The sequence below is a fragment of the Chloracidobacterium sp. genome (genome assembly GCA_016720705.1).
Taxonomy (GTDB): domain Bacteria; phylum Acidobacteriota; class Blastocatellia; order Pyrinomonadales; family Pyrinomonadaceae; genus OLB17.
On sequence record JADKKB010000007.1, the window covers coordinates 2,120,609 to 2,146,163 of the forward strand.

General features: G+C 52.0%; 25 protein-coding genes. 12 read left to right on the top strand and 13 right to left on the bottom strand.

Annotated elements, in window-relative coordinates; genetic code table 11:
* Positions 1–74 precede the first annotated feature (74 nt).
* Positions 75–473: a metalloregulator ArsR/SmtB family transcription factor gene (locus IPQ00_16475; protein MBL0242161.1), complete on the top strand. Its 399-nt coding sequence runs from the start codon at positions 75–77 to the stop codon at positions 471–473.
* Here IPQ00_16475 and IPQ00_16480 read toward each other — a convergent pair.
* Positions 465–650, bottom strand: coding sequence for a hypothetical protein (locus IPQ00_16480; GenBank protein MBL0242162.1), 186 nt, complete (start codon positions 648–650; stop codon positions 465–467). The genes IPQ00_16475 and IPQ00_16480 overlap by 9 nt on opposite strands.
* A complete protein-coding gene (locus IPQ00_16485) occupies positions 634–1,380 on the bottom strand; it encodes a TlyA family RNA methyltransferase (protein ID MBL0242163.1) in 747 nt (248 codons plus the stop codon). Before IPQ00_16485 ends, IPQ00_16480 begins: the two co-directional genes overlap by 17 nt.
* A gap of 178 nt (positions 1,381–1,558) precedes the next feature.
* Here IPQ00_16485 and IPQ00_16490 point away from each other — a divergent pair, with 178 nt between their 5' ends.
* A complete protein-coding gene (locus IPQ00_16490; protein MBL0242164.1) occupies positions 1,559–2,548 on the top strand; it encodes a COX15/CtaA family protein in 990 nt (329 codons plus the stop codon).
* On the opposite strand, the gene IPQ00_16495 is transcribed toward IPQ00_16490, so the two are convergent.
* Entirely contained in the window at positions 2,519–3,202 is a 684-nt protein-coding gene (locus tag IPQ00_16495; GenBank protein ID MBL0242165.1) for a lysophospholipid acyltransferase family protein, read from the bottom strand. The two genes, IPQ00_16490 and IPQ00_16495, sit on opposite strands and share 30 nt — an antisense overlap.
* 101 nt (positions 3,203–3,303) lie before the next feature.
* Here IPQ00_16495 and IPQ00_16500 point away from each other — a divergent pair, with 101 nt between their 5' ends.
* The 3 genes from IPQ00_16500 to IPQ00_16510 all read left to right on the top strand — a co-directional run bounded on the left by IPQ00_16500 (position 3,304) and on the right by IPQ00_16510 (position 6,415).
* Positions 3,304–4,104, top strand: coding sequence for an ATP-binding protein (locus IPQ00_16500; GenBank protein MBL0242166.1), 801 nt, complete (start codon positions 3,304–3,306; stop codon positions 4,102–4,104).
* Between the two features lie 48 nt (positions 4,105–4,152).
* The gene (locus IPQ00_16505) at positions 4,153–5,817 is read left to right on the top strand and encodes an NAD+ synthase (GenBank protein MBL0242167.1); all 1,665 of its coding nucleotides are present in this window, start codon (positions 4,153–4,155) and stop codon (positions 5,815–5,817) included.
* A gap of 82 nt (positions 5,818–5,899) precedes the next feature.
* Positions 5,900–6,415: a hypothetical protein gene (locus tag IPQ00_16510; protein ID MBL0242168.1), complete on the top strand. Its 516-nt coding sequence runs from the start codon at positions 5,900–5,902 to the stop codon at positions 6,413–6,415.
* 2 nt (positions 6,416–6,417) lie between these two features.
* Here the strand turns inward: IPQ00_16510 and IPQ00_16515 are convergent, their stop codons facing one another.
* From IPQ00_16515 to IPQ00_16530, 4 genes are all read right to left on the bottom strand, one after another.
* Entirely contained in the window at positions 6,418–7,536 is a 1,119-nt protein-coding gene (locus IPQ00_16515; GenBank protein MBL0242169.1) for a VWA domain-containing protein, read from the bottom strand.
* A gap of 83 nt (positions 7,537–7,619) precedes the next feature.
* A complete protein-coding gene (locus IPQ00_16520; protein ID MBL0242170.1) occupies positions 7,620–8,588 on the bottom strand; it encodes an OmpA family protein in 969 nt (322 codons plus the stop codon).
* 340 nt (positions 8,589–8,928) lie between these two features.
* On the bottom strand, positions 8,929–10,635 hold the full coding sequence (gene sucB / locus IPQ00_16525; GenBank protein MBL0242171.1) for a 2-oxoglutarate dehydrogenase, E2 component, dihydrolipoamide succinyltransferase: 1,707 nt from the start codon (positions 10,633–10,635) through the stop codon (positions 8,929–8,931).
* Positions 10,636–10,762: 127 nt separating this feature from the next.
* Positions 10,763–11,191, bottom strand: a complete 429-nt coding sequence (locus tag IPQ00_16530; protein ID MBL0242172.1) for a hypothetical protein — start codon at positions 11,189–11,191, stop codon at positions 10,763–10,765.
* 231 nt (positions 11,192–11,422) lie between these two features.
* Between IPQ00_16530 and IPQ00_16535 the strand changes: the two genes are divergently transcribed.
* Positions 11,423–13,600, top strand: coding sequence for a DPP IV N-terminal domain-containing protein (locus IPQ00_16535; GenBank protein MBL0242173.1), 2,178 nt, complete (start codon positions 11,423–11,425; stop codon positions 13,598–13,600).
* A gap of 87 nt (positions 13,601–13,687) precedes the next feature.
* Here IPQ00_16535 and IPQ00_16540 read toward each other — a convergent pair whose 3' ends face one another.
* From IPQ00_16540 to lpdA, 5 genes are all read right to left on the bottom strand, one after another.
* A complete protein-coding gene (locus tag IPQ00_16540; protein ID MBL0242174.1) occupies positions 13,688–14,122 on the bottom strand; it encodes a hypothetical protein in 435 nt (144 codons plus the stop codon).
* Between the two features lie 59 nt (positions 14,123–14,181).
* A complete protein-coding gene (locus IPQ00_16545; GenBank protein MBL0242175.1) occupies positions 14,182–14,436 on the bottom strand; it encodes a hypothetical protein in 255 nt (84 codons plus the stop codon).
* A complete protein-coding gene (locus IPQ00_16550; protein ID MBL0242176.1) occupies positions 14,433–15,446 on the bottom strand; it encodes a glycosyl hydrolase in 1,014 nt (337 codons plus the stop codon). Before IPQ00_16550 ends, IPQ00_16545 begins: the two co-directional genes overlap by 4 nt.
* Positions 15,447–15,538: 92 nt before the next feature.
* Positions 15,539–16,774, bottom strand: coding sequence for a phosphoglycerate dehydrogenase (gene serA, locus IPQ00_16555; GenBank protein ID MBL0242177.1), 1,236 nt, complete (start codon positions 16,772–16,774; stop codon positions 15,539–15,541).
* Positions 16,775–16,841: 67 nt separating this feature from the next.
* On the bottom strand, positions 16,842–18,251 hold the full coding sequence (gene lpdA, locus IPQ00_16560) for a dihydrolipoyl dehydrogenase (GenBank protein ID MBL0242178.1): 1,410 nt from the start codon (positions 18,249–18,251) through the stop codon (positions 16,842–16,844).
* Between the two features lie 110 nt (positions 18,252–18,361).
* On the opposite strand from lpdA, the gene IPQ00_16565 reads away from it, so the two are divergent.
* The 6 genes from IPQ00_16565 (at position 18,362) to IPQ00_16590 (ending at position 24,290) form a co-directional block, all read left to right on the top strand.
* On the top strand, positions 18,362–18,733 hold the full coding sequence (locus tag IPQ00_16565) for a sulfurtransferase (GenBank protein ID MBL0242179.1): 372 nt from the start codon (positions 18,362–18,364) through the stop codon (positions 18,731–18,733).
* Positions 18,733–19,428 (top strand): class I SAM-dependent methyltransferase, encoded by a 696-nt coding sequence (locus IPQ00_16570; protein MBL0242180.1) that lies wholly within the window; start codon positions 18,733–18,735, stop codon positions 19,426–19,428. Before IPQ00_16565 ends, IPQ00_16570 begins: the two co-directional genes overlap by 1 nt.
* Positions 19,429–19,605: 177 nt before the next feature.
* Entirely contained in the window at positions 19,606–20,997 is a 1,392-nt protein-coding gene (locus IPQ00_16575) for an MBL fold metallo-hydrolase (GenBank protein MBL0242181.1), read from the top strand.
* Positions 20,998–21,030: 33 nt separating this feature from the next.
* Complete coding sequence (locus tag IPQ00_16580; GenBank protein MBL0242182.1) at positions 21,031–21,444, top strand: rhodanese-like domain-containing protein; 414 nt, start codon at positions 21,031–21,033, stop codon at positions 21,442–21,444.
* A 197-nt stretch (positions 21,445–21,641) separates the two neighbouring features.
* Entirely contained in the window at positions 21,642–23,021 is a 1,380-nt protein-coding gene (locus IPQ00_16585; GenBank protein ID MBL0242183.1) for a T9SS C-terminal target domain-containing protein, read from the top strand.
* Positions 23,022–23,084: 63 nt separating this feature from the next.
* Positions 23,085–24,290 (top strand): aminotransferase class I/II-fold pyridoxal phosphate-dependent enzyme, encoded by a 1,206-nt coding sequence (locus IPQ00_16590; protein MBL0242184.1) that lies wholly within the window; start codon positions 23,085–23,087, stop codon positions 24,288–24,290.
* A gap of 107 nt (positions 24,291–24,397) precedes the next feature.
* Here IPQ00_16590 and IPQ00_16595 read toward each other — a convergent pair.
* Positions 24,398–25,500, bottom strand: a protein-coding gene (locus tag IPQ00_16595; GenBank protein MBL0242185.1) for an IS3 family transposase whose coding sequence is annotated in 2 segments (ribosomal slippage) — positions 24,398–25,236 and positions 25,236–25,500 — 1,104 coding nt in all. Because the reading frame shifts where the segments join, the coding sequence is not laid out codon by codon here.
* Between the last annotated feature and the right edge of the window lie 55 nt (positions 25,501–25,555).

A 25,555-nucleotide genomic window follows, 5' to 3' on the forward strand; every position in this document is an offset into this window, starting at 1 on the left:
GTACCGGTACTAGCCGCCATCGTTGCGTTACATATATGGTTAACGTAATATGACATTACTCGATGAGGTGAAATATGAACGAAGTCGTCTTTGCGGATCTCGAAAAACTGTTTCTGGCACTGTCGGATCAGACCAGGCTGCGGCTGTTGTCGCTAATGTCCGGCGGCGAGGTTTCGGTCGGCTACCTGGCCGACGCCTTGGGCGAAAGTCAGCCCAAGATATCGCGGCATCTCGCGTACCTCCGCGGTACGGGACTGGTCTCGACGCGGCGCGACGGCAAATGGGTATATTACGGCATCGACGACGGCCTCGACCGCGATGTCCGCCGAGTACTCGACACAACGCTCTCGTCGATACGTTATTCAAATCCGATCGCGAATGCCGAAGCTTCCGGATACTCGGACTCGGCCCAGACGCGCGAGGTCGAAGTTGACGATTGGTCGCCCAACGAGATGGCGATCCACTTACTTTAGGTCGCCGCCGTCTCCGTATGGGCAATGCCGGCAACCATTGCCGCAACAATAGCCGCGGTTCACCAGAAAACGCTCGGTCAGAACCATCAGGCCGCCGTCAAAATAGTAGTCGACGTCCTCAACCAAAGTGGGGCGAGCATCGTCTCCGGCGTCGGCATTCTTAAGCTCGTCGCTCATAAGCGGATAGAAATTCCTTGTTGCCCTCGGCACCGTAGATCGGCGATTCGATAGTGCCGATGACCGTCAGGCCGCAGCTTTCGGCAAAGTTATTTACTTCGGTGACCACGCGTTCGTGCTTTTCAGGATCTTTGACAATTCCGCCCTTGCCGACCTCGCCGCGGCCGACCTCAAATTGCGGCTTTATGAGAATGACTATCCTGCCGGTCACAGTCAAAAGCGGTACGAGTGCGGCGAGGATCTTGGTGGCTGAGATGAACGAAACGTCCATCACGATCAGGTCAAACGGAGCCGTGAAATCGTCCGGTTTGAGCTCGCGTGCATTGGTATTTTCGCGAACGTCGACACGCTCATCGGTCCGCAGACGCCAGACGAGTTGATTCGTCCCGGCATCGACCGCCACGACGGAGACGGCACCGTGCTGCAGCAGGCAATCGGTAAATCCACCGGTCGACGATCCAACGTCGAGACAGTTGTAGCCGCTCGGGTCGATATCGAAGTCCGCAAGAGCACGTTCGAGCTTTAGTCCGCCGCGGCCGACATATTTGGTCTCCGGCGAGTCGCCCTTGATGCGGATGACCGCATCCGCGGCAAAGGTCTCTGATGCCTTGTCCACACGCTTTTCGCCGACCAGCACTACGCCGGCCATCACGAGTGCCTGAGCCTTTGCGCGTGAGTCGGCAAAGCCGCGAGCAAGTAGCAGTTTGTCGATGCGTTCCTTTTGGCTCACAGGGCTGTCCTCATTTGCAGGCACGCGATACGCTCTCCGGCTCGCGCGGCCTTATGTCTGGATCGCCGGCCACGGTGTATGTCCGCGAGGCCGTTGGCCGCGAAGGACTCTATAAATAAGAATGATGCGAGCCGGAGCTTCATTTTTGACCGTGTCTAAAAGTGATATTCTAAGCAAAATGAAACAGGAAACAAAACTGGACAGATTTGCCAAATACGCATGGTACGTTCTCGCGTGGAATGTCGTCGTGATCGTTTGGGGCGTTTTCCTGCGTGCATCCAAGTCCGGTGACGGCTGCGGCGAGCATTGGCTGACCTGCAACGGCGAGTTGATACCTTCGGCACCGCAATTCAAGACTGTCATCGAGTTTTCGCATCGAATGACGACCGTGATCGACGGATTTCTGATGCTGATCCTGCTGATCTGGGCGATCCGTATCTGGCAGAAAATGCGGGATCGCCGGAGCCGGATCATTCTCTATTCGGTGATCGGTGCCGTCTTTTTTGTCATCACCGAAGCGGCGGTCGGTGCGGGTCTTGTGCTGACGGGCAATACGGCCGTTGCCGTGACGGACACCCGTCCGTTTTGGGCGATGGGCCATCTGGTCAATACGTTTGTCCTGCTCGTATTTTTGGTAATGACCGTCTGGCTCGCTAAGCGTGAACGGCAGTTCGGACCCCGCCCGGAACGTAAGGTCGTGGTGCTAGTTGCCATCGCGTTTGCGGCACTTTTACTTGTTGGGATGAGCGGCACGCTCGCCGCACTCAGCAATATGCTGTTTCCGTCAGCGTCGCTCGCCGAGGGCATCGCAAAGGACTTTTCGGCAAGCTCTAATGTAGTGCTTCGGCTACGCTTGAGTCATCCGATATTATCGGTGCTGACGGGCGTATATCTTATTTTTCTTGCAGGATGGCTTAAATCGCGGCGTCCGGCATCGGGTGACGTCAGGTGGTGGTCGGGGGCGGTGTCGGCGTTGGTCGTGATCCAGATAGCATTCGGGGCGGCGACGCTCTTATCGCTAGGTCCGATAGTGATGCAGCTCGGACACTTGTTTTTGGCGGATATGGTCTGGATCGCCGTGATATTTATGGCGGCAAATTATTTTGCTGCCGAGCCTGAAATGCCAAAGGCAGAAGATCTAGTCTCCGGCCATCCGATCGAGAGCTGATTGCAATTCGGCAAACCGTGCCCGATCATCGTCGGCGTCACCGTCGGCTGCAACATAGATCGGTTCGCCAAAAACTGCTTCAGCCGATGTGAACGGGATCGGGATCAGCATCCGATCCCAACTCCGCAGTGTGATAAAGCGGTCGGGACGGATCGCAAATGGGACGATAGGATTACCGGATCTTTTGGCAAGCGATACGGCTCCAAATTTGGCAATATGACGCGGGCCTCGCGGGCCGTCGACGGTCAGACACATCTCGAAGCCGTCACGCATTACGCGTGCCATCTCTATCAGGGCCGCCGCACCGCCGCGTGACGATGATCCACGCACGACGCCGAAACCAAGTCGTTGGACCAACCGGGCTATGTATTCGCCGTCGAAACTCAATGAGGCAAGGCCCGCGACGCGGCGGTTGCGCAGATAATATACGCCGAGAAAGATATTGTCGTGCCAGGCAGCGATGATAGGGACTTTTCCCTGAGCGGCAATGGCGTCAGTATGCTCCTTTCCGGTAGTTCGTACACGAACTGTCATACTGATGCCCGTGATCAGTAAATAAAGCGTCAGATCGGCTACATAAACGAATAGCCGCTGCTTGAGGGTGCACTTTGCAAGTGATGCCCGGGTAAAAATGGTTTCAGTATTTTCAGTCACGAAGTTATAACCAGAATAGAAAAGTAGTACCAACTTGGAGTATTATTTGCAACAACGGCTAGACTCAGATCGTAATTTTGTTTAGCGGCCGCAGCCTAGATATGCAGCGAAGAATACTGATAATCGATGACCACGACGACCTTGCAACCTCTTTATACGAGGTCTTTACGCATTTCGGCCATTTCGTGAAAGTCGTCGAGGGCCGTGACGAGGCTATAGCCATCGGAGATATCGGTAGCTTTGATCTGGTAATTACCGATCTTGATATCGACCGACTCGCTTCCGATCCGCTAAACGTAGATGTGCCGGTGTGTTTGCCCACTACGCTTGTCGGTCACGAGGGCGAGCGCGTCAAGGCGTTCAAGATCTGTGCCGCAAATTTCAGACGTGACGAATTTGACGAAGATGAATTGAAAAATCTGATCGCGACGATCCTGGATTACAAGATCAAGTTCGTCGATAAGGCTGAGACGGTCGCGATGCTGCACGAGAATATCGAATTTGAGTTGCCGTCGGCCATCTCGCTGATGAGTATTGTGCTCGATTATCTGATGAAGCGAGTCGAAAAGCTGGGTGTCATTAGACCTGAAAAATCTAATCTTTTCGTGGCACTGGACGAGGCTTTCGTTAATGCCGTCAAACACGGCAATAAGTTTGATGTAAAGAAATTGGTGCGAATTGCGGCCGAGGTTTCGAGAGACGAGGCGAGATTCACGATCGAGGACGAAGGTGAGGGCTTCGATGTGCAGAATATCCCTGACCCGCTCGACCCGCAGAATCTATTCAAAACCTCGGGCCGCGGCGTGCTTTTCATCTACAACATAATGGACGAGGTCAAATACAACGACCGCGGCAATCGTCTGACGATGGTCAAAAAGAGTGACGAACGCAACACCGTTTAGAGTTATTCGGCATTATCTTCGACGGTATTCAATCCCGTTAATCCCAATATGAAAGTCACGATCGCGCAGATCAACACCACCAATGGCGATATCGCCGGCAACGTTGCGAAGATAGTTGCGGCGATCGAAAAGGCAAAGTCCGATGGCTCGGACCTGGTTGTTTTCCCCGAGGTCGCAACGCACGGATACACGTCGCAGGACTGGTTTCAGGACGCCGACATCATCAATGCCTCAGGCGAAGCCCTTGAGACGATCATTGACGCGACAAGCGGTATCACAGCGGTCGTCGGTACGATCCGCCCAAATGTGGACCGAGACGGCCGCCGACTGTTCAATTCGGCGGCAGTCATTTACGATCGCCAATTGCTCGGATTTGCGGATAAGACCCTTTTGCCGGAATACGATGTTTTCGACGACCCGCGATATTTCGAACCGTCGGATCATCGACGGATATTTGATATTAACGGCATAAAGCTGGGCGTGGTCGTCTGTGAGGATTTTTGGAATGACAAGACGTTTTGGAAAGAGCGCTTATACGAGAGCGACCCGACCGACGAGGTGATCGGGATGGGGGCCGATATTATCGTCTCGGTCAACGCCTCGCCGTACAACAAGGGCAAGATCAAACTCCGCTGCGATATGGTCGCCCACCGGGCCAAACTACAAAAAAAGCCGATCGTATTCGTCAATCTGGTCGGCGGCAACGACGGCATCATCTTTGACGGTGCGAGCCTGATAGCTGACGAAGAGGGCGACATCATCCTGCAAGCGACGGCGTTTGAGGAATTTGTCGAAACGGTCGAACTCGATGTCCACAAGCCGGATGCTCGTGGTATTACAGGCGGCGAGATCGATTCGATCCATCGTGCCCTCGTACTCGGCATTCGCGACTATGCCGTCAAAAATGGTTTTAAGAAAGCCGTGATCGGACTGTCCGGCGGGATGGATTCGTCACTCGTGGCAGCATTGGCCGCCGAGGCGATCGGGCCAGACAATTTGCTGTGTGTGATGATGCCTTCGCCTTTTTCGTCGGAGGGCAGCATAAAGGACTCAGAAGAATTGATACGCAATCTCGGTTGCCAAAGCCGGATCGAATCGATATCCGATACCTTTTACGTCCTGCTGAGGCAGATGAACCTGCACAAGCCGACCAAGGGCGGCGAATCGCTCGCGGCAGAGAATATGCAGTCACGACTGCGAGGCGTTATCCTGATGGCGATATCCAATGCCGAGGGCCATCTATTGCTCACAACGGGTAACAAGAGCGAGCTTGCGGTCGGCTATTGCACGCTCTACGGCGATACTAACGGCGGCCTTGCCGTCCTCGGCGACGTGCTCAAAACCGAGGTCTGGCAGATCGCCCGACAGATCAATAAAAATGCCGGCCGCGAGGTGATACCCGAGAAGATCATTGACAAAAAACCGTCTGCGGAACTCGCCCCGAACCAGTTTGACCAGGACAGTTTGCCGCCGTATGAAGTGATGGATCCGATCCTCAAGATGTACTTTGAGCAAAAGGCATCGCCGGCCGAGATCATCGCCGCCGGCCACGACCCGGAACGCGTCTACTGGATACTCAATAAAGTCGAGAATCCGGCCAATGAGTTCAAACGCCAGCAGTTGCCGCCGACATTGATAATTTCTAAAAATGCCATCGGTGTCGGTCGCCGCCGGCCGATCACACATAAATATCGTCGTCGGTTTGTTCCTTGAAAGTTTAATGCAAGTTCGGTATCGGTACTCGTTCAATATTTCGACAGCCTGAAGCTGAAGTTCGATTGAACGGAGTACTTATATGTCTAAATTCGATAGTCCGCTGAATGATATCAAGATCGCAAGCCCGTGTTCTGCTGATTGGAACGGGATGTACGGTGACGAACGCAAACGCTTTTGCGGCGAGTGTAAGCTAAACGTATATAACCTTTCCGGAATGACTAAGAACGAAGCCGAACGGCTTGTGACCAACGCTGAGGGCCGACTCTGTGTCAGATTCTATCAGCGTGCTGACGGTTCGGTCATAACTGCGGATTGTCCGGTCGGGTGGGCGAGGATCAAGCAGCGTACGCGACTTTATGCAACCGCGGCACTTTCGTTGGTAATGGCATTGTTTACGGGAGTATTCTTTGTTTCGTTGGTTTCCAAACCGAAACTGACCATGGGCAAACTGATACAACTTGCTACCCCGACGCCTGCGCATACGATGGGCGCGATCCCCGAAAGGCCGGACTCAAACAGGAGTTCGACCAATAAGGAAAAACCAAATCGCGAGGTAATGGGCGATATTTCACCCAATCGCGACCAAGATATCTAAGGTCAGTTCTTAACGAAATAACCCTGCCGGGCTCTTACTCGAAGACCCGTTCGGGTCTGCAGTCCGACATCGAGTTTGATAAATTTATTAAGCGGAAAGTCACCGTCCGAATAGAACTGCAAGAGGTATTGTGACCTAAGCTCATTGCCCAGTTGGCGAAATATGCGTTCCAGGATCTCGGCATTCTTTCGGCTATTGTTGCCATTTTGGTACTCGTCTTTGGTGTCGATCGGCTGAAATTTTGGAAGGAAAGCCGTGCCGCCCGTATCATCGGCAAAACGCTGCATATTCTCCTGGCCGAATACACTGATCTGATTCAACTGAAACGAACTGCCCGCCGGATTGATCGAATAGAATACTGTATCCGCGTTCTGCAGGGCCTTCAGCACGCGAACGCGTTCCTGAGCACTCGCATCATTACGTGATTTGACGGTCAATTGATAAAGTTCCTTGGTCGTGATCGAGTTGATCCTATCGCCCGCTCGTCGGTAACCGTCCTGGATGGCTTTTGAAATTCGCTTACTATTGGTATCTTCGCCGTCTGAGATGACAACTATTACGCGTCTTGTACCGTCCGGGGCATTTTTTTGCAGATACTCTGCGGCGGCACCGACGGTATCGTAAAATGCAGTAAACTCCTTAGTCGGCACGATGGCTCTAACCGCCGCCGCCGCCGCTTCGGCCGAGTTTCTGCCCTGCACGAGGATCGGACTTGCTCCGATAGTAAATATCGTAGCTCGATCGCCGGACCGCATCACTTCTTGTAGAAACTTTGCGGCCGTGTCCTGCTGAAACTTGAACATCGGACTCGTCGTGGCCGAAATATCAAACAAGAGGGCGATCTCGAGCGGGACATTATCGGCAGTACCGATATTATCGATGCTCTGTGGACGGTTCTCTTCCGAAAGGCGAAAGTCGTGGGACTTTAGGCCTAATACCGGCGAGCCGTTTTGATCGGTCACCGATACCGGTACCACGACCAGCCTTGATTCGACCTTAATGATGTCATCGTCAGGCGTGGGTGTTGCGGTTGGCGACGGCGTCTGGCCAGCGGCGAGACTCTGGACGGCGCATATAACCGCAGTCAGGATCAATGATCTTACGAGCCGATTAGTGAACATTTGGATCTTTGAAAAATGAAGAGGGCGTCTCGAGATATCCGGCACAATTTGCCGGCTCAAGACGCCCAAATTAAGAGGCCGGTCTATTGGTCGTTAGAGTCCGATGCCTGAGCTTTTACCTCGACATTCTGATTGATGCCGCGGCTGACCATTAGCTTGATCTCGACGCGCCGATTCTGCTTGCGGCCTTCGACAGTCGAGTTGTCTGCGACGGCCTGGAGTTCGCCGTAACCGTACGAGGTGCTCATTCGACGTAGCGGGATATTGTGGCTTTCGATCAAATAGTCCTTGACCGCCTGAGCACGGCGTTCGCTGAGAGCCTTGTTCTTGCGTGAGTCACCGTCAGCCGAAGCAAATCCGGTAACTTCGATCACATAACCCTTGAGTGTGGTCGCGGTCGTCGCAACCTGATCAAGCGAGGCTTTGCCTTCTGCTGAAAGCACTGAACTTCCGACCTTAAAGTTAACGGTCGCCGTCGTCTGGACGACATAATCGTCTAGATCGGTGATGCGTTTATTTGTAGCATTGACGCCGGCAACGGCAGCATCTGCAGTGTCCTGAGCAGCCTTGGCTCCGCCCTTAGCGGCATTCGAGATCGCCATTAATTCGTCGATTTGTCCTGATACACGCTGAGCATTTTGCTCGGCAGCGGTCAAACGCTCTTCCGCCGGTGCTACACGAGCATCGATCGACTGAGCCGTGGCGAGATTGCTTTTATCGAAGCGAACCTTGGTTGCCGCTAGACTGCCTGACGAATCGCCTACGCCCTCGGCCTCGAGATTGAGCCCGCGAACAATGGCACTGACGGGATATTTGTCGCCGCCAAAAAGGCTGTTGTTCTTAACGCTGGCATTGCCGCTGATCACCACCTTGGTATCAACACCGACAGTGTCGCGAATAACGAAGGTCGTGTCATTTTCTTTCGAAATAACAACACCCTTGATCTTATATTTCTGACCGGCAGTTAACGCCCGCAATTGCGCTCCTTGAGCGAAAAGGCTGACCGCACCGATCGAAATAGCAATTGCGAAAACTGATATTCTCTTGAACATATTTATCTCCTTGAAAAAAGGCCGCTGATAGAAGATCAACAACGAAGTGTTAGACGCCAATAGGACACGAGGGGTTGTCACTAATCCGAAATTCAATTTTACGAACTGTTGAACGGGGAAACCACTCGATCATCAAATACAATAGATAGCCCGAAGCACAGTCACCTGAAGCGTCCCCAAATATCGATCCGTCAAAACGGTCAATGCAGTATCCGGGGCTCTATTTCGATAGTTAAACAAATAGAAAGGTCAAAACCAATTCCTAACATTATAACGCACCCGACGCCATAAATGCTACAGCTATTTTTTAGCGTCGGAGTGCCGTCACTATTGAGCTTTGTTAATATGCGAAGTTATTCGTTTCGAGGAAATTCTTGAGAAACGCCAAAAATCGTTCGCCATCTGAGCCATCCACGATCCGGTGGTCATAGGTCAAAGCAAAGTACGCCATCTGTCGGATCGCGATGTAATCATCGCCGTCCGCGGACGTTAAGACCTTGGCCCGCTTTTCGATCGTTCCGACACAGAGAATGGCCACCTGCGGCTGATTGATGATCGGCGTACCGTAAAGTCCGCCAAAAACGCCCGGATTCGTGATCGTAAATGTTCCGCCTTGTACTTCGGCCGGATTGAGCTTCTTGGTCCGGGCCCGGTCAGCGAGATCGTTCGCGGCTATTGCCAGTTGGGAAAGCGAAAGGGTATCGGCCTGTTTGATCACCGGCACGATCAGCCCCCAATCGAGAGCCACCGCCATCCCGAGGTTGATGTCGCCTTTATAGATGATCTGATCGCCATCGACCTGACTGTTAACGATCCGAAATTCGCGTATCGCCGCCGTGACAGCCTGGAATATGAACGGCATAAACGTCAGCTTGGTGCCGAATTTTGCCTGAAAGTCTGCCTGGTGAGCCGCTCGAAACTTTGCGACGTTGGTCATATCGATCTCGTAAACGCTGGTCACGTGGGCCGACGTCTGCTTTGAGAACGTCATATGCTCAGCGATCTTCTTACGCATCACTGACATTTTTTCGATCCGGTCATCGACCGTCGCGTGGATCGTCGGCGCCGAGTATGTCGAGGCGGGAGCGGTGGAAACAGTTGCCGAAACCTTCGGAACCGATTCCTTGACCATCAGATCCTGCGGACTGAGTGCTGCACCGCTTTCGATAAAGGCCATAATGTCGCCTTTAGTGACGCGGCCGCTAATGCCGGAACCGGCGATACGCGTGATATCAATGCCGTGTTCGCGGGCGATATTGCGGACCAATGGGCTCGACTTTATTTGCCTAAGCTCGTCAAGTGAGGCGTTGCCGCTGGCTGCCGCAGCCTTAGCCATTACGGGTATAACCTGTGCCGCCGGAGCCTGAACTTCCACTGCGGGGGGCTGAATGCTCGCCGGAGCCACTGCGGCAGGTTTTGCGGATGGTGCACCACCGGCCGCGCCGACCAGTGCCAGCACGGAGCCGACCTCGACGGTTTGGCCTTCGTCAACATTGATCGAAAGTAAAACACCTGCGGCTGGGGAAGGCACTTCGGCATCGACCTTATCGGTCGAGATCTCTAAGAGCGGTTCGTCTTTTTCGATCACGTCACCGACGGCCTTAAGCCATTTCGACACGGTACCCTCGGTGATCGACTCGCCCATCTGGGGCATTACAACTTCCGAAGCAGCACCTGTCGCGGTAGCTATCGGGGGCTGAATTTCGGCGACGACCGGAGCAGGCGTTACTTCCGGTTCCGTCTTAACAATGGCGATCGGTTCGGCCTTAGCTTCCGCAGGCGGAGGCGTCACAATAGCACTTGCCTCGCCCTCGGCACCGATGACGGCGACCACAGTTCCAACCTCAACGGTCTCGCCTTCTTGATGACGTATTTCCAGCAAGGTGCCCGCTCCGGGGCTCGGCACTTCGGCATCGACCTTGTCGGTCGAGATCTCGAGCACAGGCTCATCCTTTTCGATCTTGTCACCGACTTGCTTCAACCATTTTGAAACTGTTCCCTCGGTGATGGATTCGCCCATTTGAGGCATCACGACTTCTAAACTCATAAGATCTCCCGATATTTACTTACGCCCGACGGCAAATTCATCAATTGACTAGAATACTAGAAAAATTCGGTCTGATAAAATCCGGCACCGGAGAATTGAGTTTGGACCACTCGGCAGTCGGGCGGGGTCACGCAGTTCTGTGCCTATGGATAAAATCAAAAAGCTCATTAATGCCGGCGATCGAAGCCGGTATCAGCACGGTCCGGCCATCTTTACTTTTAATCACGATGTGGTCACGCTGCCGCTCAGTCTCTTTGCTGACGGTATCTATTTCGCTCCATTTGCACGAGAACTTTCGATACTCTATCCCGTCTTGATAAACCTTGACGAGATTTTTTCGCTGGACGACCCACGAAAGCATTGTGACGATATATACAAATAAAAAGGCGGTGGCGAGCAAGAAATAGCCGAACTGCTGCCTCATATAGAACGCGAACATCATCGCGATAAAAAAGAGAAATGACAGCACCGCGACAAACACCGCCCGTTGCAGATATGATGGGTGGATCCCGAAGATGCTGACTAGACGCCCGAGATCATTTGTTGATTGTGCCATCGCTATTTCACGGTTTTTCGATGCGGCAAAGTTTTGGCACGCAATGGTTCGACTTCCAAAATATCACGTTTGCAGGCGAATTTGAGCATAGTGCTCAAATGCAACGGCAAGAATTGTATCTGGATCTTATCAAAGACACCGCCACAGGATGTAATACTCTCGAAAGTTGCTATAAAATGAAAAGGAACAATTTCACCGAAACCAAATTTCGTCTGCTCCGTAACAATTAAAATGAAAAAGATCTCGATAGTTGCTCTATTCATCTTCTCTATAGCCATTTCGGCAACGGCTCAAAAAACGGTATTTACCAATGAGGACTATGCCCGAGCCGAAAGAATGCTCAGTTCCGGCACCGCACCGTTTGTCGACCGCAGCGGTGTCAGGCCGACGTTTTTGCCCGATGGGCGTTTTTGGTATCGGGTGATGACCGCCACCGGTAGCGAATATGTCATTGTCGATCCGTCCGACGGTTCGCGCAAGTCGGCGGCAAAACTCGCGGACCTTGGCATCACTGCCGCTGCAGGGGCGGGCGGTTTCGGCGGGAGATTCGGCGGCGGCACAGCGGTTTCGTCGCCTGATGGCACAAAACAGGTTTACATAAAGGAATGGAATCTGTGGGTCAAGGACGTAGCGACCGGCAAAGAGAAACAGTTGACGACTGATGGTGTCAAGGACTTTGGTTATGCTACCGACAATGCCGGTTGGAAGCACAGCGAACGAGCTATCGTGCTCTGGTCGCCTGATTCCAAAAAGGTTGCGACATTTCAGCAGGATCAACGAAATGTGAGCGATATGTATCTTGCTTCGACCAATGTCGGGGCACCACGACTCGAAGCGTGGAAATATCCTTTACCGGTGGACAAGGAGATCATCAAGATCCATCGCATTGTGCTAGACGTTGAGTCCGGCAAAATGATCCGGTTCAAGATGGCACCGGATGACAGACGTGGAACGCTGTGTGACGACATCGCTTGCGACGGTACTTTTGGCGACAACGAATGGAGCGAGGACGGCTCGTCGCTTGCGTTTGTTTCGAGCTCGCGTGACCACAAATCCGCAAAGTTTCGCATTGCCAATACAGCCACCGGCGATGTCCGAGAGGTTTTCGAAGAGTCTGTCGCCACCCAATATGAATCCGGTCAGGGCGAAGCTAATTGGAGATATTTTCCGGCAACAAATGAGGCTATTTGGTACTCTGAGCGTGACGATTGGGGTCATCTATACCTCTATGATCTCGCCACCGGCAAGCCGAAACTGCAGATTACGAAGGGTAATTTCGTCGTCACGCGGATAGTCAAGATCGACGATAGATCCAGAACCATATTTTTTGAGGCAAATGGCCGCGAGCAAGGCCGTGACCCATATTTTACGCATTTCTACCGAGTCGGATTTGATGGCAAGGGAATGGCGTTGCTTACGCCGGATGATGGCACCCATCAGGTAACACTATCGCCCGACGGCAAGTACTTCATCGATTCGTACTCAAAAATGAACGTCGCTCCGGTAACGGTCCTTCGCGATATGACCGGAAAGTTGGTCACGACCTTAGAAAAAACCGATGTTTCACGTTTGGCAGCAACGGGTTGGAAACCGCCGACACCGATCACAGTCAAGTCACGCGATGCAAAATGGGATCTATACGGTGTAATGTTTACGCCGACCGATCTGGATCCTGCAAAGAAATATCCGGTAATCAACTATATCTATCCCGGCCCGCAGGGCGGCGGCGTTGGCTCCCGCGCATTTTCAGCTAGCCGTAGCGACCATCAGGCTTTGGCGGAACTGGGGTTTGTCGTAGTCATAATCGACGGCACTTGTAACCCTGACCGGTCTAAGTCATTCCACGACGTCTGTTACGGTAATATGGCCGACAACACGCTTGAGGATCAGATCTCCGGGATGAAGCAGTTAGCTGCAAAATATCCGTATATGGACCTAGATCGCGTAGGTATTTGGGGACACTCAGGCGGTGGATTTGCGACGGCCGCCGCAATGTTTCGATATCCGGATTTCTATAAGGTCGGAATTTCCGAATCGGGCAACCACGAAAACCGCAATTACGAGGATGATTGGGGCGAACGGTACATCGGTCTCGTAGCCGGAGATAATTATGAAAAGCAGGCAAATCAGAACTATGCCAAGAATCTCAAAGGCAAACTGATGCTCGCTCACGGTGCGATGGACGACAATGTGCCCCCATACAACACTTATCTCGTGGTGGATGCCTTGATCAAGGCCAACAAGGATTTTGACCTGGTCATCTTTCCGAATGCCCGCCACGGTTACGGGGGAGATAGTTTTTATATGATGCGGCGGCGTTGGGACTATTTTGTCAAGAACCTGTTGGGTGCCGAACCGCCAAAGGAATACAAGATCACGCCAAAACCTGATCCGCGAATGGCACAATAATTTTTACTTTTGAATACTCCAAGTGCCTCGTCGAACTATTCGGCGGGGCACTTTTCTTTTGCGGTCAGAGCGATGATCAGAGAAATTTCACCGATCTTCGAGCTTTTGGGTTTCGTCTTCACTGTTGTCAAATAGTGAAGTATGCGTCGGGAGAGCTTCAGCGGCGCTTGTATTCATTTCAAGCTGGATCTTTGCGACCGCGTCGCGGGCCTTTTCAATGTCGCGAGCCTGAACTTTCAGAGACAGCACACCTTCATTGTTCGGTATGCCATTCAGCGCGTGCAGCGAACGGGTACGCACCTCGATCTTGGCATTGCGGCTCAAAAAGCCCTTCTTAAAACTGATGTCGAGAATATCTGCAGTGGACAAACGAGCTTCTTTTATTCCCTCCGAGATCAAACCGAGTATTTTCTTTTCGAACTCAAGTACGATGCCGGCGGGCGAGAACTTTGCCACGCCATTGACCTGAGCAATGCCGTGACTGGTCTCTGTCTTAAAAGGAACGCTGATAAAATTGTGCATACTTGACGTCAAGAACTCGAATGTTGGGAGTGTGTCTGATAACCCAAAGGCCTTACTGGCTACGGATTACGCTTCCGACTAAAAAACCGTATAACTCCAACAATACTGATCAACAACCAGAAGAATTCTACTACGAAAGCTGAAAAGTTAAAGCTGAAATACAAAGAAACGAGTATCAGCAGGGCCCCAAAGGCGTTGTAGATCGAATACGCAAGTTGTTCGCTTCGAATACGGCCAAACTGCAGCGATATGTATGTCAAGACAATTGCCGCAACGCCGATCGTCCCGAGTAGGTCGTACCAAGCGTAGGTCATTTCATTCGCACCACAAGGCCTTTCGCCCCGACAGCCCAGGTCGCTTTTTTGCCCTTTGTCTGCACGGCATTGTATTCCGACTTATCTATCGAGAGCCAACTGCCAAGTTGATACGAGGAAGTGTCCGAACCGGTCGAACCGACGGTTACGGCGTGATATTTATCTAAATATGCTATCGCGGAACGGAAGCCGTGCGGGAACTCAGGGCTCTGATACCACGACTTACCGCCGTCGCTTGTAAAGGCGATCTGATTCTTTGCAGCGATCTCCGGTTTTTCGTAATTGCCGCCGACGATCACGCCGTTCTTAGCATCCCGCATAGCGATACCAAAAATACCGCTACCCGACGTGCCCTTGACCATCGGGGTGTCAGCGACCTGCCACGTTTTGCCGCGATCAATGGTCCTAAAAACCCTCGCGTCGCCGCCGCCTGTGACAATAAACGCGTTGTTGTTGCCATGCGTGATAATGCAGGTGCCGCTTGCGGCAAATGCCGCCTCACCGGATCCGGCCGCAGGCATTCCGCCCGTGTCGATCTGCGTCCAGGTCTTTCCGCCGTTCGCGGTTTCGATCAGGTTGAACTTGTCATCGACCGGGTCCGCCATTGCAATGCAATTATTCTTGTCCCAGCACGCCATAGCATCAAAAAATGCTTTTGAGTTCGTATTGGTAAACTGCAGATTCCACGTCGCGCCGCCGTCAGTGGTTTTGTAGATCCGCGATGATCCACCGTTGCCGATACTCAGAATATAGGCCGTATTTGGATCAAACGCCTCGATATCGCGGAAATCAAGTTTCTCAGCGCCGGGAACTATCATCACCGACCAGGTTTTTCCGCCGTCGAGTGTTTTTATCACTGTTCCGCCGGTACCGCTTGCCCATACGACGTTTTCGTTTACGACCGCAAGCCCGCGAAAACTCGCTGTGGTATTCACGGTCTGCTTGATCCATTGTGCCGTGGCGAATTGGGCACTTAAGAGAATGACCAATATGCTAAGTATGGTTTTCATAATTTATCTGACCTAACCGCAGACCAAAGGGGCGACGCAGGTCAAAAAGCGACAACTTGATATGCTGACTTGGCTGGGTGAGGTCAATTTTCTCAATACACCATCCGAGCCTTGACGGTTCCTTTGATCCCTTTCAGTATCTCAAACGCTTCTTTGGACAACTCGTGATCGATGTCCAATATTACGTAACCGATCTGGTCGTTGGTCTTGAGGTACTGGCCGACGATATTGATCCCGGCTTTAGAAAGTCGGGAGTTGATCTGCCCTAATACGCCCGGAATATTCCGGTGAATGTGCAGAATACGATGGGTCGATGCCTGCGGCGGCAAACTCACGGAGGGCACTGTGTGTGAGCCTGCAGAGATACCGAGTTCGAGGTATTTCGTCAGTTTTGAGGTAACGTCGAGCCCGATGTTTGCTTGAGCTTCTTCGGTCGATCCGCCGATATGCGGCGTCAGGATCACGTTCGGCAGGTTTTGTAGAACCGACTCGAACGGATCACCGTTCTTTTCCGGCTCGATCGGAAACACATCGACTGCGGCTCCGATTATCTTTCCGGCCTTGATCGCTTTTTGAAGAGCTTCAATATCGACCACATCGCCGCGGCTGTGGTTGATCAGAATGCTGCCTCTACTCATTTGCTTGAGAGTTTCGGCATTTATCATATTTCGCGTCGTCTCATCAGACGGCACGTGGAGCGTGACGATATTCGACCGTTTCAGCAGGTCCTTTAATTCGCGTACAGATTTTGCATTACCGAGCGGCAGTTTGGTTGCGATATCGTAATAGATCACCTGCATCCCCATCGCCTCAGCCATCGTCGATACCTGCGAACCGATATTGCCATAGCCAATGATGCCAAGCGTTTTGCCGCGAAGTTCGAAGCTGCCTTTAGCGTCTTTCAGCCATTCGCCACGATGTGCGGCAGCATTTTTATCCGCGATCTTTCGGATAAGCATTACGCTGAGCCCGATTATCAGTTCGGCCACTGACCTTGTATTTGCGTGCGGTGCATTAAAAACAGCAACGCCGTTTTCCGTGGCGGTGTTGAGGTCTACCTGATTTACACCGATACAAAAACAACCGATCGCCACGAGCTTATCCGCCGCCTCCAAGACATTTTTGGTGATCCGCGTCTTTGACCTTATACCTAGCAAATGAACGCCGCTAACGGCCTTAATAAGCTCACTCTCGCTCAATGCTCCGTTAATTCGTTGTATCTCAAAGTATCCGCCGTGATTCAACTCATCAACGGCGGCGTCAGAGATGTTCTCAAGCAAAAGTATCTTGATCTTGTAACGGGGATATGATGTTTGGGCAGATTTCATTTTGTAAAAAATATGGCCAATTGTCAGAGTGGTTCCGACAATTGGCCACCACTTACTGACAACCGATCTACATATGTATCGTCATGTCGTGCACACCCTCGGCGGCTTCCATAACTGCTTCGGAAACGGTCGGGTGGGCGTGAATAACGCGTCCTAGTTCGTCGGCCGTCGTCTCGAGCGACATTGCTACGCAGGCCTCGGCCAGCAGTTCGGTCGCGTGCGGACCAATGATGTGGACGCCGAGGACCTCGTCATATTTCTTCTCTGACACGATCTTTACGAAACCGTCAGTTTCGCCGAGGATGCGAGCCTTGCCCGATGCCGAGAAAGGGAATTTGCCGACCTTGACGTCATAACCGGCTTCTTTCGCCTTTGCTTCGGTCAGGCCGACGCTGGCGACTTCGGGATCACAATATGTGCAGTTCGGGACGAGGTTTTGCTTAATCGGCTCTACCTTTTTGCCCGCGATCTTTTCAACGACCAGAATGCCTTCTTTCGAAGCGAGATGAGCGAGCCAAGCCGTATCAATAACGTCACCGATGGCGTAAACATTGGGTTCGTCGGTCTCGCAATATTCGTTCACCTTGATCGTACCGCGCGGATTGACGACGGCCTTGGTCTTATCCAAACCGATATTCTCGATCAACGGCATACGGCCGACGGCGACAAGTAGCATTTCGGCTTCGAACGTAACTTCATCGCCTTTCGCGTTTTTACCGGAGACCTTGATGCCTTTTTTGTCCTTGGTGAGTTTATCGAGCTTAACGCCAGTCTCACATCGAATGCCTTGCTTCTTAAAGGCTCGAGCAAGTTCCTTAGAAACGTCCGCGTCTTCGATCGGCACTATCCGATCCATTAATTCGACCACGGTAGTCTCGCATCCGAAACGGTGATAGACGCTCGCAAATTCGACGCCGACGGCGCCCGAACCCATCACGACCATCGATTTCGGCACTCTATCGAGTTCCAGTATGTGGTCAGAATTGACGACCTGCTTTCCGTCGGTTTCAAATCCGGGGATCGGTCGAACGACGGAACCGGTTGCTATAATAATGTTCTTGGTGTCGATCGTCTGTTTGTTGCCGTCTGCGGAGGTCACCTCGACCTTGCCTTTACCGGCGATCTTTCCAAAGCCATTGAAAACCGTGACCTTGTTCTTTTTCATCAAGTAGGTCACGCCCGCGGCATTTTTGTCGACGATATTCGATTTGTATTTCTGGATCCCGGCCCAGTCAAAACTGAGGCCTGTGACCTTCAAACCAAAATCTTCGAAATGACCCGCTTTCTGATATAGATGGGCTGCGTTCAATAGTGCCTTGGTCGGTATACAGCCACGCAGGCCGCATGTGCCGCCAAGTTTCGCGTCCTTTTCCTTTTCGATGATGGCTACCTTGAGTCCAAGTTGTGCCCCGCGGACCGCGGCAACGTATCCGCCCGGCCCTGCTCCGATAATAGTGATGTCAAATTGTTCTGCCAATGTAGTTAACCTCTATGTAGATAATGAAAAATTGCGTAAAGGACATTATAAGGCTTTCGAGAACTGCAGGCTAGTTAATTACTTTAGATTTGCGATAGACTGACCTCAGTATGATCCATTCAGACGAATTTCTGTCGATCGTCAACGACGCAAAGTCTCGAATTCGTGAGTTGACCGTGCCGGAGGCTCAGGAACGAGTCGCCGTCGGAGCCAAACTCATAGACGTCCGCGAAGATAGCGAATGGTCCGAGCACGCGAGCGGTGCGATACACATCGGGCGCGGTGTGATCGAGCGCGATATAGTTAGCGAGATCCCGGATAAATCGACCGAGATCATTCTGTATTGCGGCGGCGGTTACCGTTCGGCACTGGCGGCGGATATGCTGCAGAAGATGGGATATTCCAATGTGTGGTCAATGGACGGCGGCTGGAAGGCGTGGAAGGATGCCGGAGCACCTTTTGAAATGGAGATACCTTTCTAATGAATAACGATCAACGAGACAATGAATTTGACCCGAGAGCCCGCACCCGTGAGATCCGGGCGGAGTTTGCCGCACGAGGCGACGTCATCGGATGGTTTGAGGCTCTTTACACGGAAGCGGCGGGGGACAATACCAAAATTCCGTGGGGCGATCTTGTGCCAAATCCGTACTTAAGGGCGTGGGCAGAATCTACGGGCTTAAAGGGAGACGGTCGCAAGGCACTTGTCATAGGATGCGGCCTTGGCGATGACGCGAAATATCTGTACGATCTCGGATTTAAGGTTACGGCTTTCGACGTTTCGCCAACAGCGATCGAATGGGCAAAGCGTATCCATTCCGATACGGACATTAAATTTGAGAATGCCAATCTTTTTGATCCGTCCCGTGATTGGATCGGCGCATTTGATTTTGTGCTGGAGGTCTATACGATCCAACCGCTCCCGCTCGATCTGCGTCCGAAAGTGGTCGATGCGATATCGGCATTTGTGGGAGATGATGGAGAGCTTCTGGTGGTCACGCGTGGCCGCGAAGATGATGTCGAACCGGACGAATTGCCCTGGCCGATGTCCCGTAAGGATCTTTCCCGCTTTGAATCGAACGGTCTCGTTCAAACCGATTTTGTCCAGATGCCGGGCGAAGAAGACGAACCGCCGCGATTCGTGGTCACATATAGACGCAATTCTATGCCCGAGTAGTTAAATTGTTCAATTATTGTCGCCGATCGCCGCGATTGCTATCAAGGCGAGGCACGTTATTTGCACGTTACTATTAGCGGAGTCCTTTTATCGGCATTTGCTCTAAGTTGAGTGAAAAATTACACGATTACTCTGCAAAATCGGTAAAATATACGCACGTACAGGAGAACCGGACTTATGCAATTCAAGCAATTCTATCTTGGCTGTTTATCCCACGCATCGTACTATCTCGGTTCGGACGGCGAGGCGGTGATAATCGATCCGCAGCGTGACGTTCAGCAATATCTGGACGAGGCCGCCGCCAATGACCAGAAGATAAAATATGTTATCGAGACCCACTCACACGCCGATTTTGTGAGCGGGCATCTGGAACTTGCCGGCAAGACCGGTGCCGACATCATCTACGGTGAGCGTGCAGCGACACATTTTCCGACACATAAGGTTCGCGACGGCGACGAGTTGATGGTCGGCAAGATCAAATTGAGATTTCTTGAAACGCCCGGACATACGCCTGAGGGCATCACGATAGTTGCCGAGGACACAGAAGACAAATATGCACCGCTGAAGATGTTCACGGGCGACACGCTATTTATAGGGGACGTCGGACGGCCTGATCTGATCGGTTCAAAAGGCTTTACCGCAGAGCAGATGGGCGAGATGCTGTACAGTTCGCTCCACAATAGTATCCTCGCATACCCGGATGAGACCGAGGTTTATCCGGCACACGGTGCGGGTTCGCTCTGCGGCAAGTCGTTGTCGAAGGAGACTTGGTCGACACTCGGGAATCAGCGCCAGTTTAATTACGCTCTTCAACCAATGAGCGTTGAGGAGTTTGTAAAGATCGTGGCGGCCGATCAACCTGAAGTGCCGATGTATTTCCCAAAGAGTGCGGCAAAAAATCTACAAGGCTCCGGCTCTCTCGACGATATCGCCAAGCCACGGCAGATATCAGAAGACGAGCTGATCACGTTTGATGGAGTCGCGATCGACGTCCGGCAAGCCTCTGAGTACGGGGCAGGTCACGTGCCGAATTCGGTCAATATCGGGCTCGGTGGGCAATTTGCTTCGTGGGCCGGAACGCTGATCCCGATCGGAACTCCGATCGCGATCATCGCTGAAACCCAAGACCAGGTTGACGAGGCGGTCACCCGGCTTGCACGGGTTGGGCACGAAAATGCCACATACTTTTTCTTGATCAGCGACTATTCCGGAGACATCAGAAAGGTTGGACAGGTATCCGTGGACCTCGTCGACCAATTGATCCGGGACGGCGGCAAAATTCAGTTTGTTGATGTCCGCAGGGCATCAGAACACGCCGCAAGTCACGCACCTCAGACTACCAATATACCGCTTGATAGACTTGCTGTTGATTTCGAAACGCTCGATCCCACGGCGCCGACCTACGTTATATGCCAAGGCGGTTATCGATCGAGCATTGGGACGAGCATTCTCGAAAACGCAGGGTTTCGTGAATTGTTGAACGTTACGGGTGGAACCGCGGCGTGGCTCGCGGCGGGCTTGGAGACGCAAGTGTCGACCGCAGTCTGCGCAGCAACTAAACAGGTGTGACATATGCGAATTTTATTAATATTGGTCTCAATAATGGTCTTGTTCTCCGGATGCCAGAAGTCCGGTAGGACAACGACTGATTCGGGTGTTCAGACATCGTCCACTACCGTAAGAGAGGCCTCACCGGTCGAAACGCAGGTAGCAGTCTCAAAGGCCTATTCTCAATTCATTGATGTACGGACGCCTGAAGAGTATGCGGGCGGCCACGCCGCGAGGGCGGTAAATATACCGCTGGATACATTAATGGGCAGCCTTGATCGTCTCGAAAAGAACGAACCGGTTTATCTGATATGTCAGACCGGGCGACGGTCAGGTCAAGCCGCCGAAATGCTAAAGGGAGCGGGTTTTAGCAATGTGATCAACGTGACGGGCGGCACTACCGCCTGGCAAGCCGCTGATCTGCCAATGGAAACTAAGCCGCCACATAATGTGCCGGCACCAAAATAGAGGTTTATAAAGCAAATGGAAAACTTGATCATATTGATTGCGGCCGCTGGAGTCTGGCTGTTGTTGCAACTCGTTATTTTGCCAAGGCTCGGCTTCAGCACCTGAATGCGCGGAGCCTGCGACGCCGGGTCCCGGCGTGATAAACCGCATTCTGATCTAACGGAAAATGAAAGTACGAATATTAGTGGTGATGGTAGATGACTCGCGCTTATGAAATAAGGGTAATGATACTATCGGCCTTACTGCCGATAGTAATTTTCGTGGCTGGCGGTTGCGGCCAAGCAGTGAGTGTCAACCGCATCGTCACGTCAAATCTCGTTGGAGACAGTTATTCTCTATCGATCGAAGCTGCCGAGATCAACGGATTCGCCGGGCTTCACTCATTCGCCGTGGCGCAATATGATCGTAAATGGATTCTCATTGGCGGTCGTACTGATGGACTTCATCGCCGACAACCCTTCGCGGCATTTTCGCCGGACGGCAATAACACAAACGTCATCGTCATCGATCCGCAAACCAAGCAAAGTTGGAGTGCCGGAATCGCAGATCTGCCGCCTGCTATAAGTGAACAACTGCAATCAACCAATATGCAGTTTATTCAAACGGGGAAGACACTCTATTTGATCGGTGGTTACGGCTACAGCAAAGCGGCCGGAAACCACATAACTCATCGATCACTAATTGCGGTTAAACTCGACGGTCTCGTCGCCGCGATACAAAAGGGCGGAACGATCAATTCCCATTTTAGACAGATAATTGATCCGATTTTTGCTTTGACAGGCGCACAGATCGGCAAGATCGGCGACGTATATTATCTGGTGGGCGGTCAGGAATTTCAGGGTCGATATAATCCGATGGGTCCTGATCACGGTCCTGGATTCATCCAGAAATACAGTGATCAGATCCGCAGATTTCGTATCCTGGATGACGGCATAAAACTAGGCGTTGAAAAGCTTGCCGCGGTTACGGACAGCGACAATTTGCACCGACGTGACCTTAATATGTTGCCGCAGATATTTGCGAATAACAAAGAGGGTTTTACCGTTTTCTCCGGCGTGTTTCAGGTTTCCGCAAATGTTCCGTTTACAAACACCGTCGATATTTTACCCGATAAACACACGGTGAACACATCATTTACTCAATACCTCAATCACTATCATTCGGCAAAAGTAGCTCTATATGACGCGGCAAAAGAGAGTATGGAAAATATCTTCTTTGGTGGCATAAGCCAGTACGAAGATAATGCGGGTACGCTGACCAAAAACGATGATGTGCCTTTCACAAAGGTGATCAGCAAAGTGACCCGTGACAAGTTTGGAAAAATGAGCGAGGTAAAACTCGGCGATATGCCCGGATATTTCGGGGCAAGTGCGGAGTTTTTGGTTAGCCAGGATGTGTCAAAATTCGAAAACGATATTGTTAAGATCAATGATCTCAAGGGCGACCGGCTGCTACTTGGCCATATAGTCGGTGGAATAACCAGTTCACAAAAGAGTGTTTTTTTCAGCAACCGGGGATCAGAAAGTACGGCCAACAAGACTATCTTTGCGGTTTGGCTTACCAAGATACCTAAGTAAGGTGTGAACGACCATAGGACCTTTTTGAAGGATCCTTGAATTCTCGGAGCAAAGGTGAATTTTATGAGTAAATATTTTGATCCAAGCAATGCAATTCAAGATTTCTTAGTATTTGGTGAATTCGGTGATGTCAATCCGTCCATAACTGACTCGTCGACATTTACCTTTATGTCGCCTGATCGAATGGAGGAGCTTTTCGATCACGAGATCGAGGGCTGTTTCCTGTATTCGCGTCACTGGAATCCAACAAATAAATTCCTGTCCGATGCCCTGGCGCGAATGGAGGACAGCGAGGCGGCGCAGGCCAAGGCATCAGGAATGGCTGCCATCAGTTCGGCGATCATCCAACTATGCGGAAATGGCGATGAGATCATTTCGTCGCGCACCGTGTATGGTGGCACGTATGCGTTATTCAAGAATTTTCTTCCGCGATTCGGTATCAAGGTACATTTTGTGGATGTTCTGGATCTTGATGCGATAGCCGCTCTGATCAATGAAAATACAAAGGTAATTTATTGCGAATCTATCAGTAATCCATTGCTCGACGTCTCGGATATCCCGTCACTTTCTAAACTATGCAAAAGCCACGGGATCAAACTCGTCGTTGACAATACCTTCAGCCCGATGATGCTGTCGCCGATCCGACTCGGTGCAGACGTGGTGGTCCACAGTCTGACAAAATACATTAACGGTACGAGTGATTGTGTCGCGGGATGTGTTTGTGCAAGCAATGATTTTATACATCAACTGACGGACATCAACTCCGGAGCGTCGATGTTGTTCGGTGCCGTACTCGACAGCACGCGGGCCGCGAGTATTCTCAAAAACTTACATTCGCTGCACTTGAGAATGAGGCAGCACAGCCGGAATGCTCAATTTATCGCAGAGAATCTGCAGGAACTGGGCCTGAAGGTATTCTACCCGGGACTGCCCGACCACCCGCACCATCAGCTACTAACCGAAATGATGAACGACGGGTTTGGTTATGGAGGAATGTTGGCGATCGATGTCGGTGATGCAGCCACAGCAAATCGACTGATGACCAGAATGCAGGAGGAAAAGGTCGGTTATCTTGCAGTGAGCCTCGGGTATTTCAAAACTCTCTTCAGCTCGCCGGGCCACAGCACATCATCTGAGATCCCCATTGAAGAACGTCAGGCGATGGGATTGAGTGAGGGCCTTGTCCGATTTTCGATCGGGTTGGATAACGACATCCAACTCTCGTTCGAGCGTATCAAATCCTGCCTGAAAGAACTCGGCATCGTCTAAAAGAAAGTGCCGGGGCGACGACGCTCCGGCACTATTTTTCTCTACTGGATCGACACCGATGACTGTGCCCGTGGCTGATCTGTAAACCTCCCCTGATTGTTACCCGTCTAAATTGGAGTTTTCGGGTTAAGGAGAACGTGTCCGCATGATGCTCTGGGAGGCATGCCTCCCAGAGCATCATGCGGCCGGCGGCGGTTGTAGAAATCGATCCACTTGGCCGTTAGTTCTCGTACCTGGTCCAAACTTTCAAAGATATACATATCGAGGATCGCCTGACGATATGTCCTGTTAAAACGCTCGACGTAGCCGTTTTGCATTGGGCGTCCGGGTTTGATGAACGCGAGCTCGACCTGGTTCTGCTCGGCCCAGTCCGCGACTGCTACGCTCGTGAACTCCGGTCCGTTATCGAATCGGATCCGCTGCGGCAGGCCTCTCGTTTCGGCGAGCCGGTCAAGCACTCTGATGACCCTTCTGCTTCCGAGATTGAGATCGATCTCGATTGCCAGCACCTCGCGTCGGTGGTCGTCGATCACGTTAAAGGTGCGAAACCGACGTCCGTCACCCAATGCATCGCTCATGAAATCCGCCGACCAGCTTTGGTTCGCACTGACGGGAACCGTCAATGGCTCAGGATGCCTCGTCGGAACACGCCGCTTATACTTTCGACGCTTGTTCAGCTTCATCTCGCAGTAAACACGGTGCACACGCTTGTGGTTCCAACCGTGCCCGTCGGCTTTGAGCAGATCGTAGAACTTCCCAAATCCGAGATCGGGATGGTCTCTGGCGAGATTGCCCAGAGCTTCGATCAACGCCGCGTCGTCCCTTTGTTGCGGCGAGTACCGATACACCCGTCTCGATATCAACACCGCTTCACACGCACGCCTCTCACTAAGCTCATGTTCCGTTTTCAAATACCCGACCGCCTCTCGCCTCAACGGCGTCACCAGCCTTTTTTTTCGATCAGTCCTTTCAACGCTCGGTTCTCTAAACTCATCTCCGCGTACATCGCTTTCAGCTTTGCGTTCTCTTCCTCAAGCTCCCGCAGCCTCTTGATCTCGCTCGCTGTCATCCCGCCATACTTCGCCTTCCAGTTGAAATACGTCGAATCCGAGATCGAATGCTCGCGGCATACCTCAGCCACCTTCCGACCGTTCTCCACCGCTTTCAATATCCCCAATACCTGCCCTTCACTAAACTTACTCCTCTTCATCTTCAGCCTCCTTCTCTATCCTATCTCAAAGGCCGAAATCTCCACTTACCAGTGG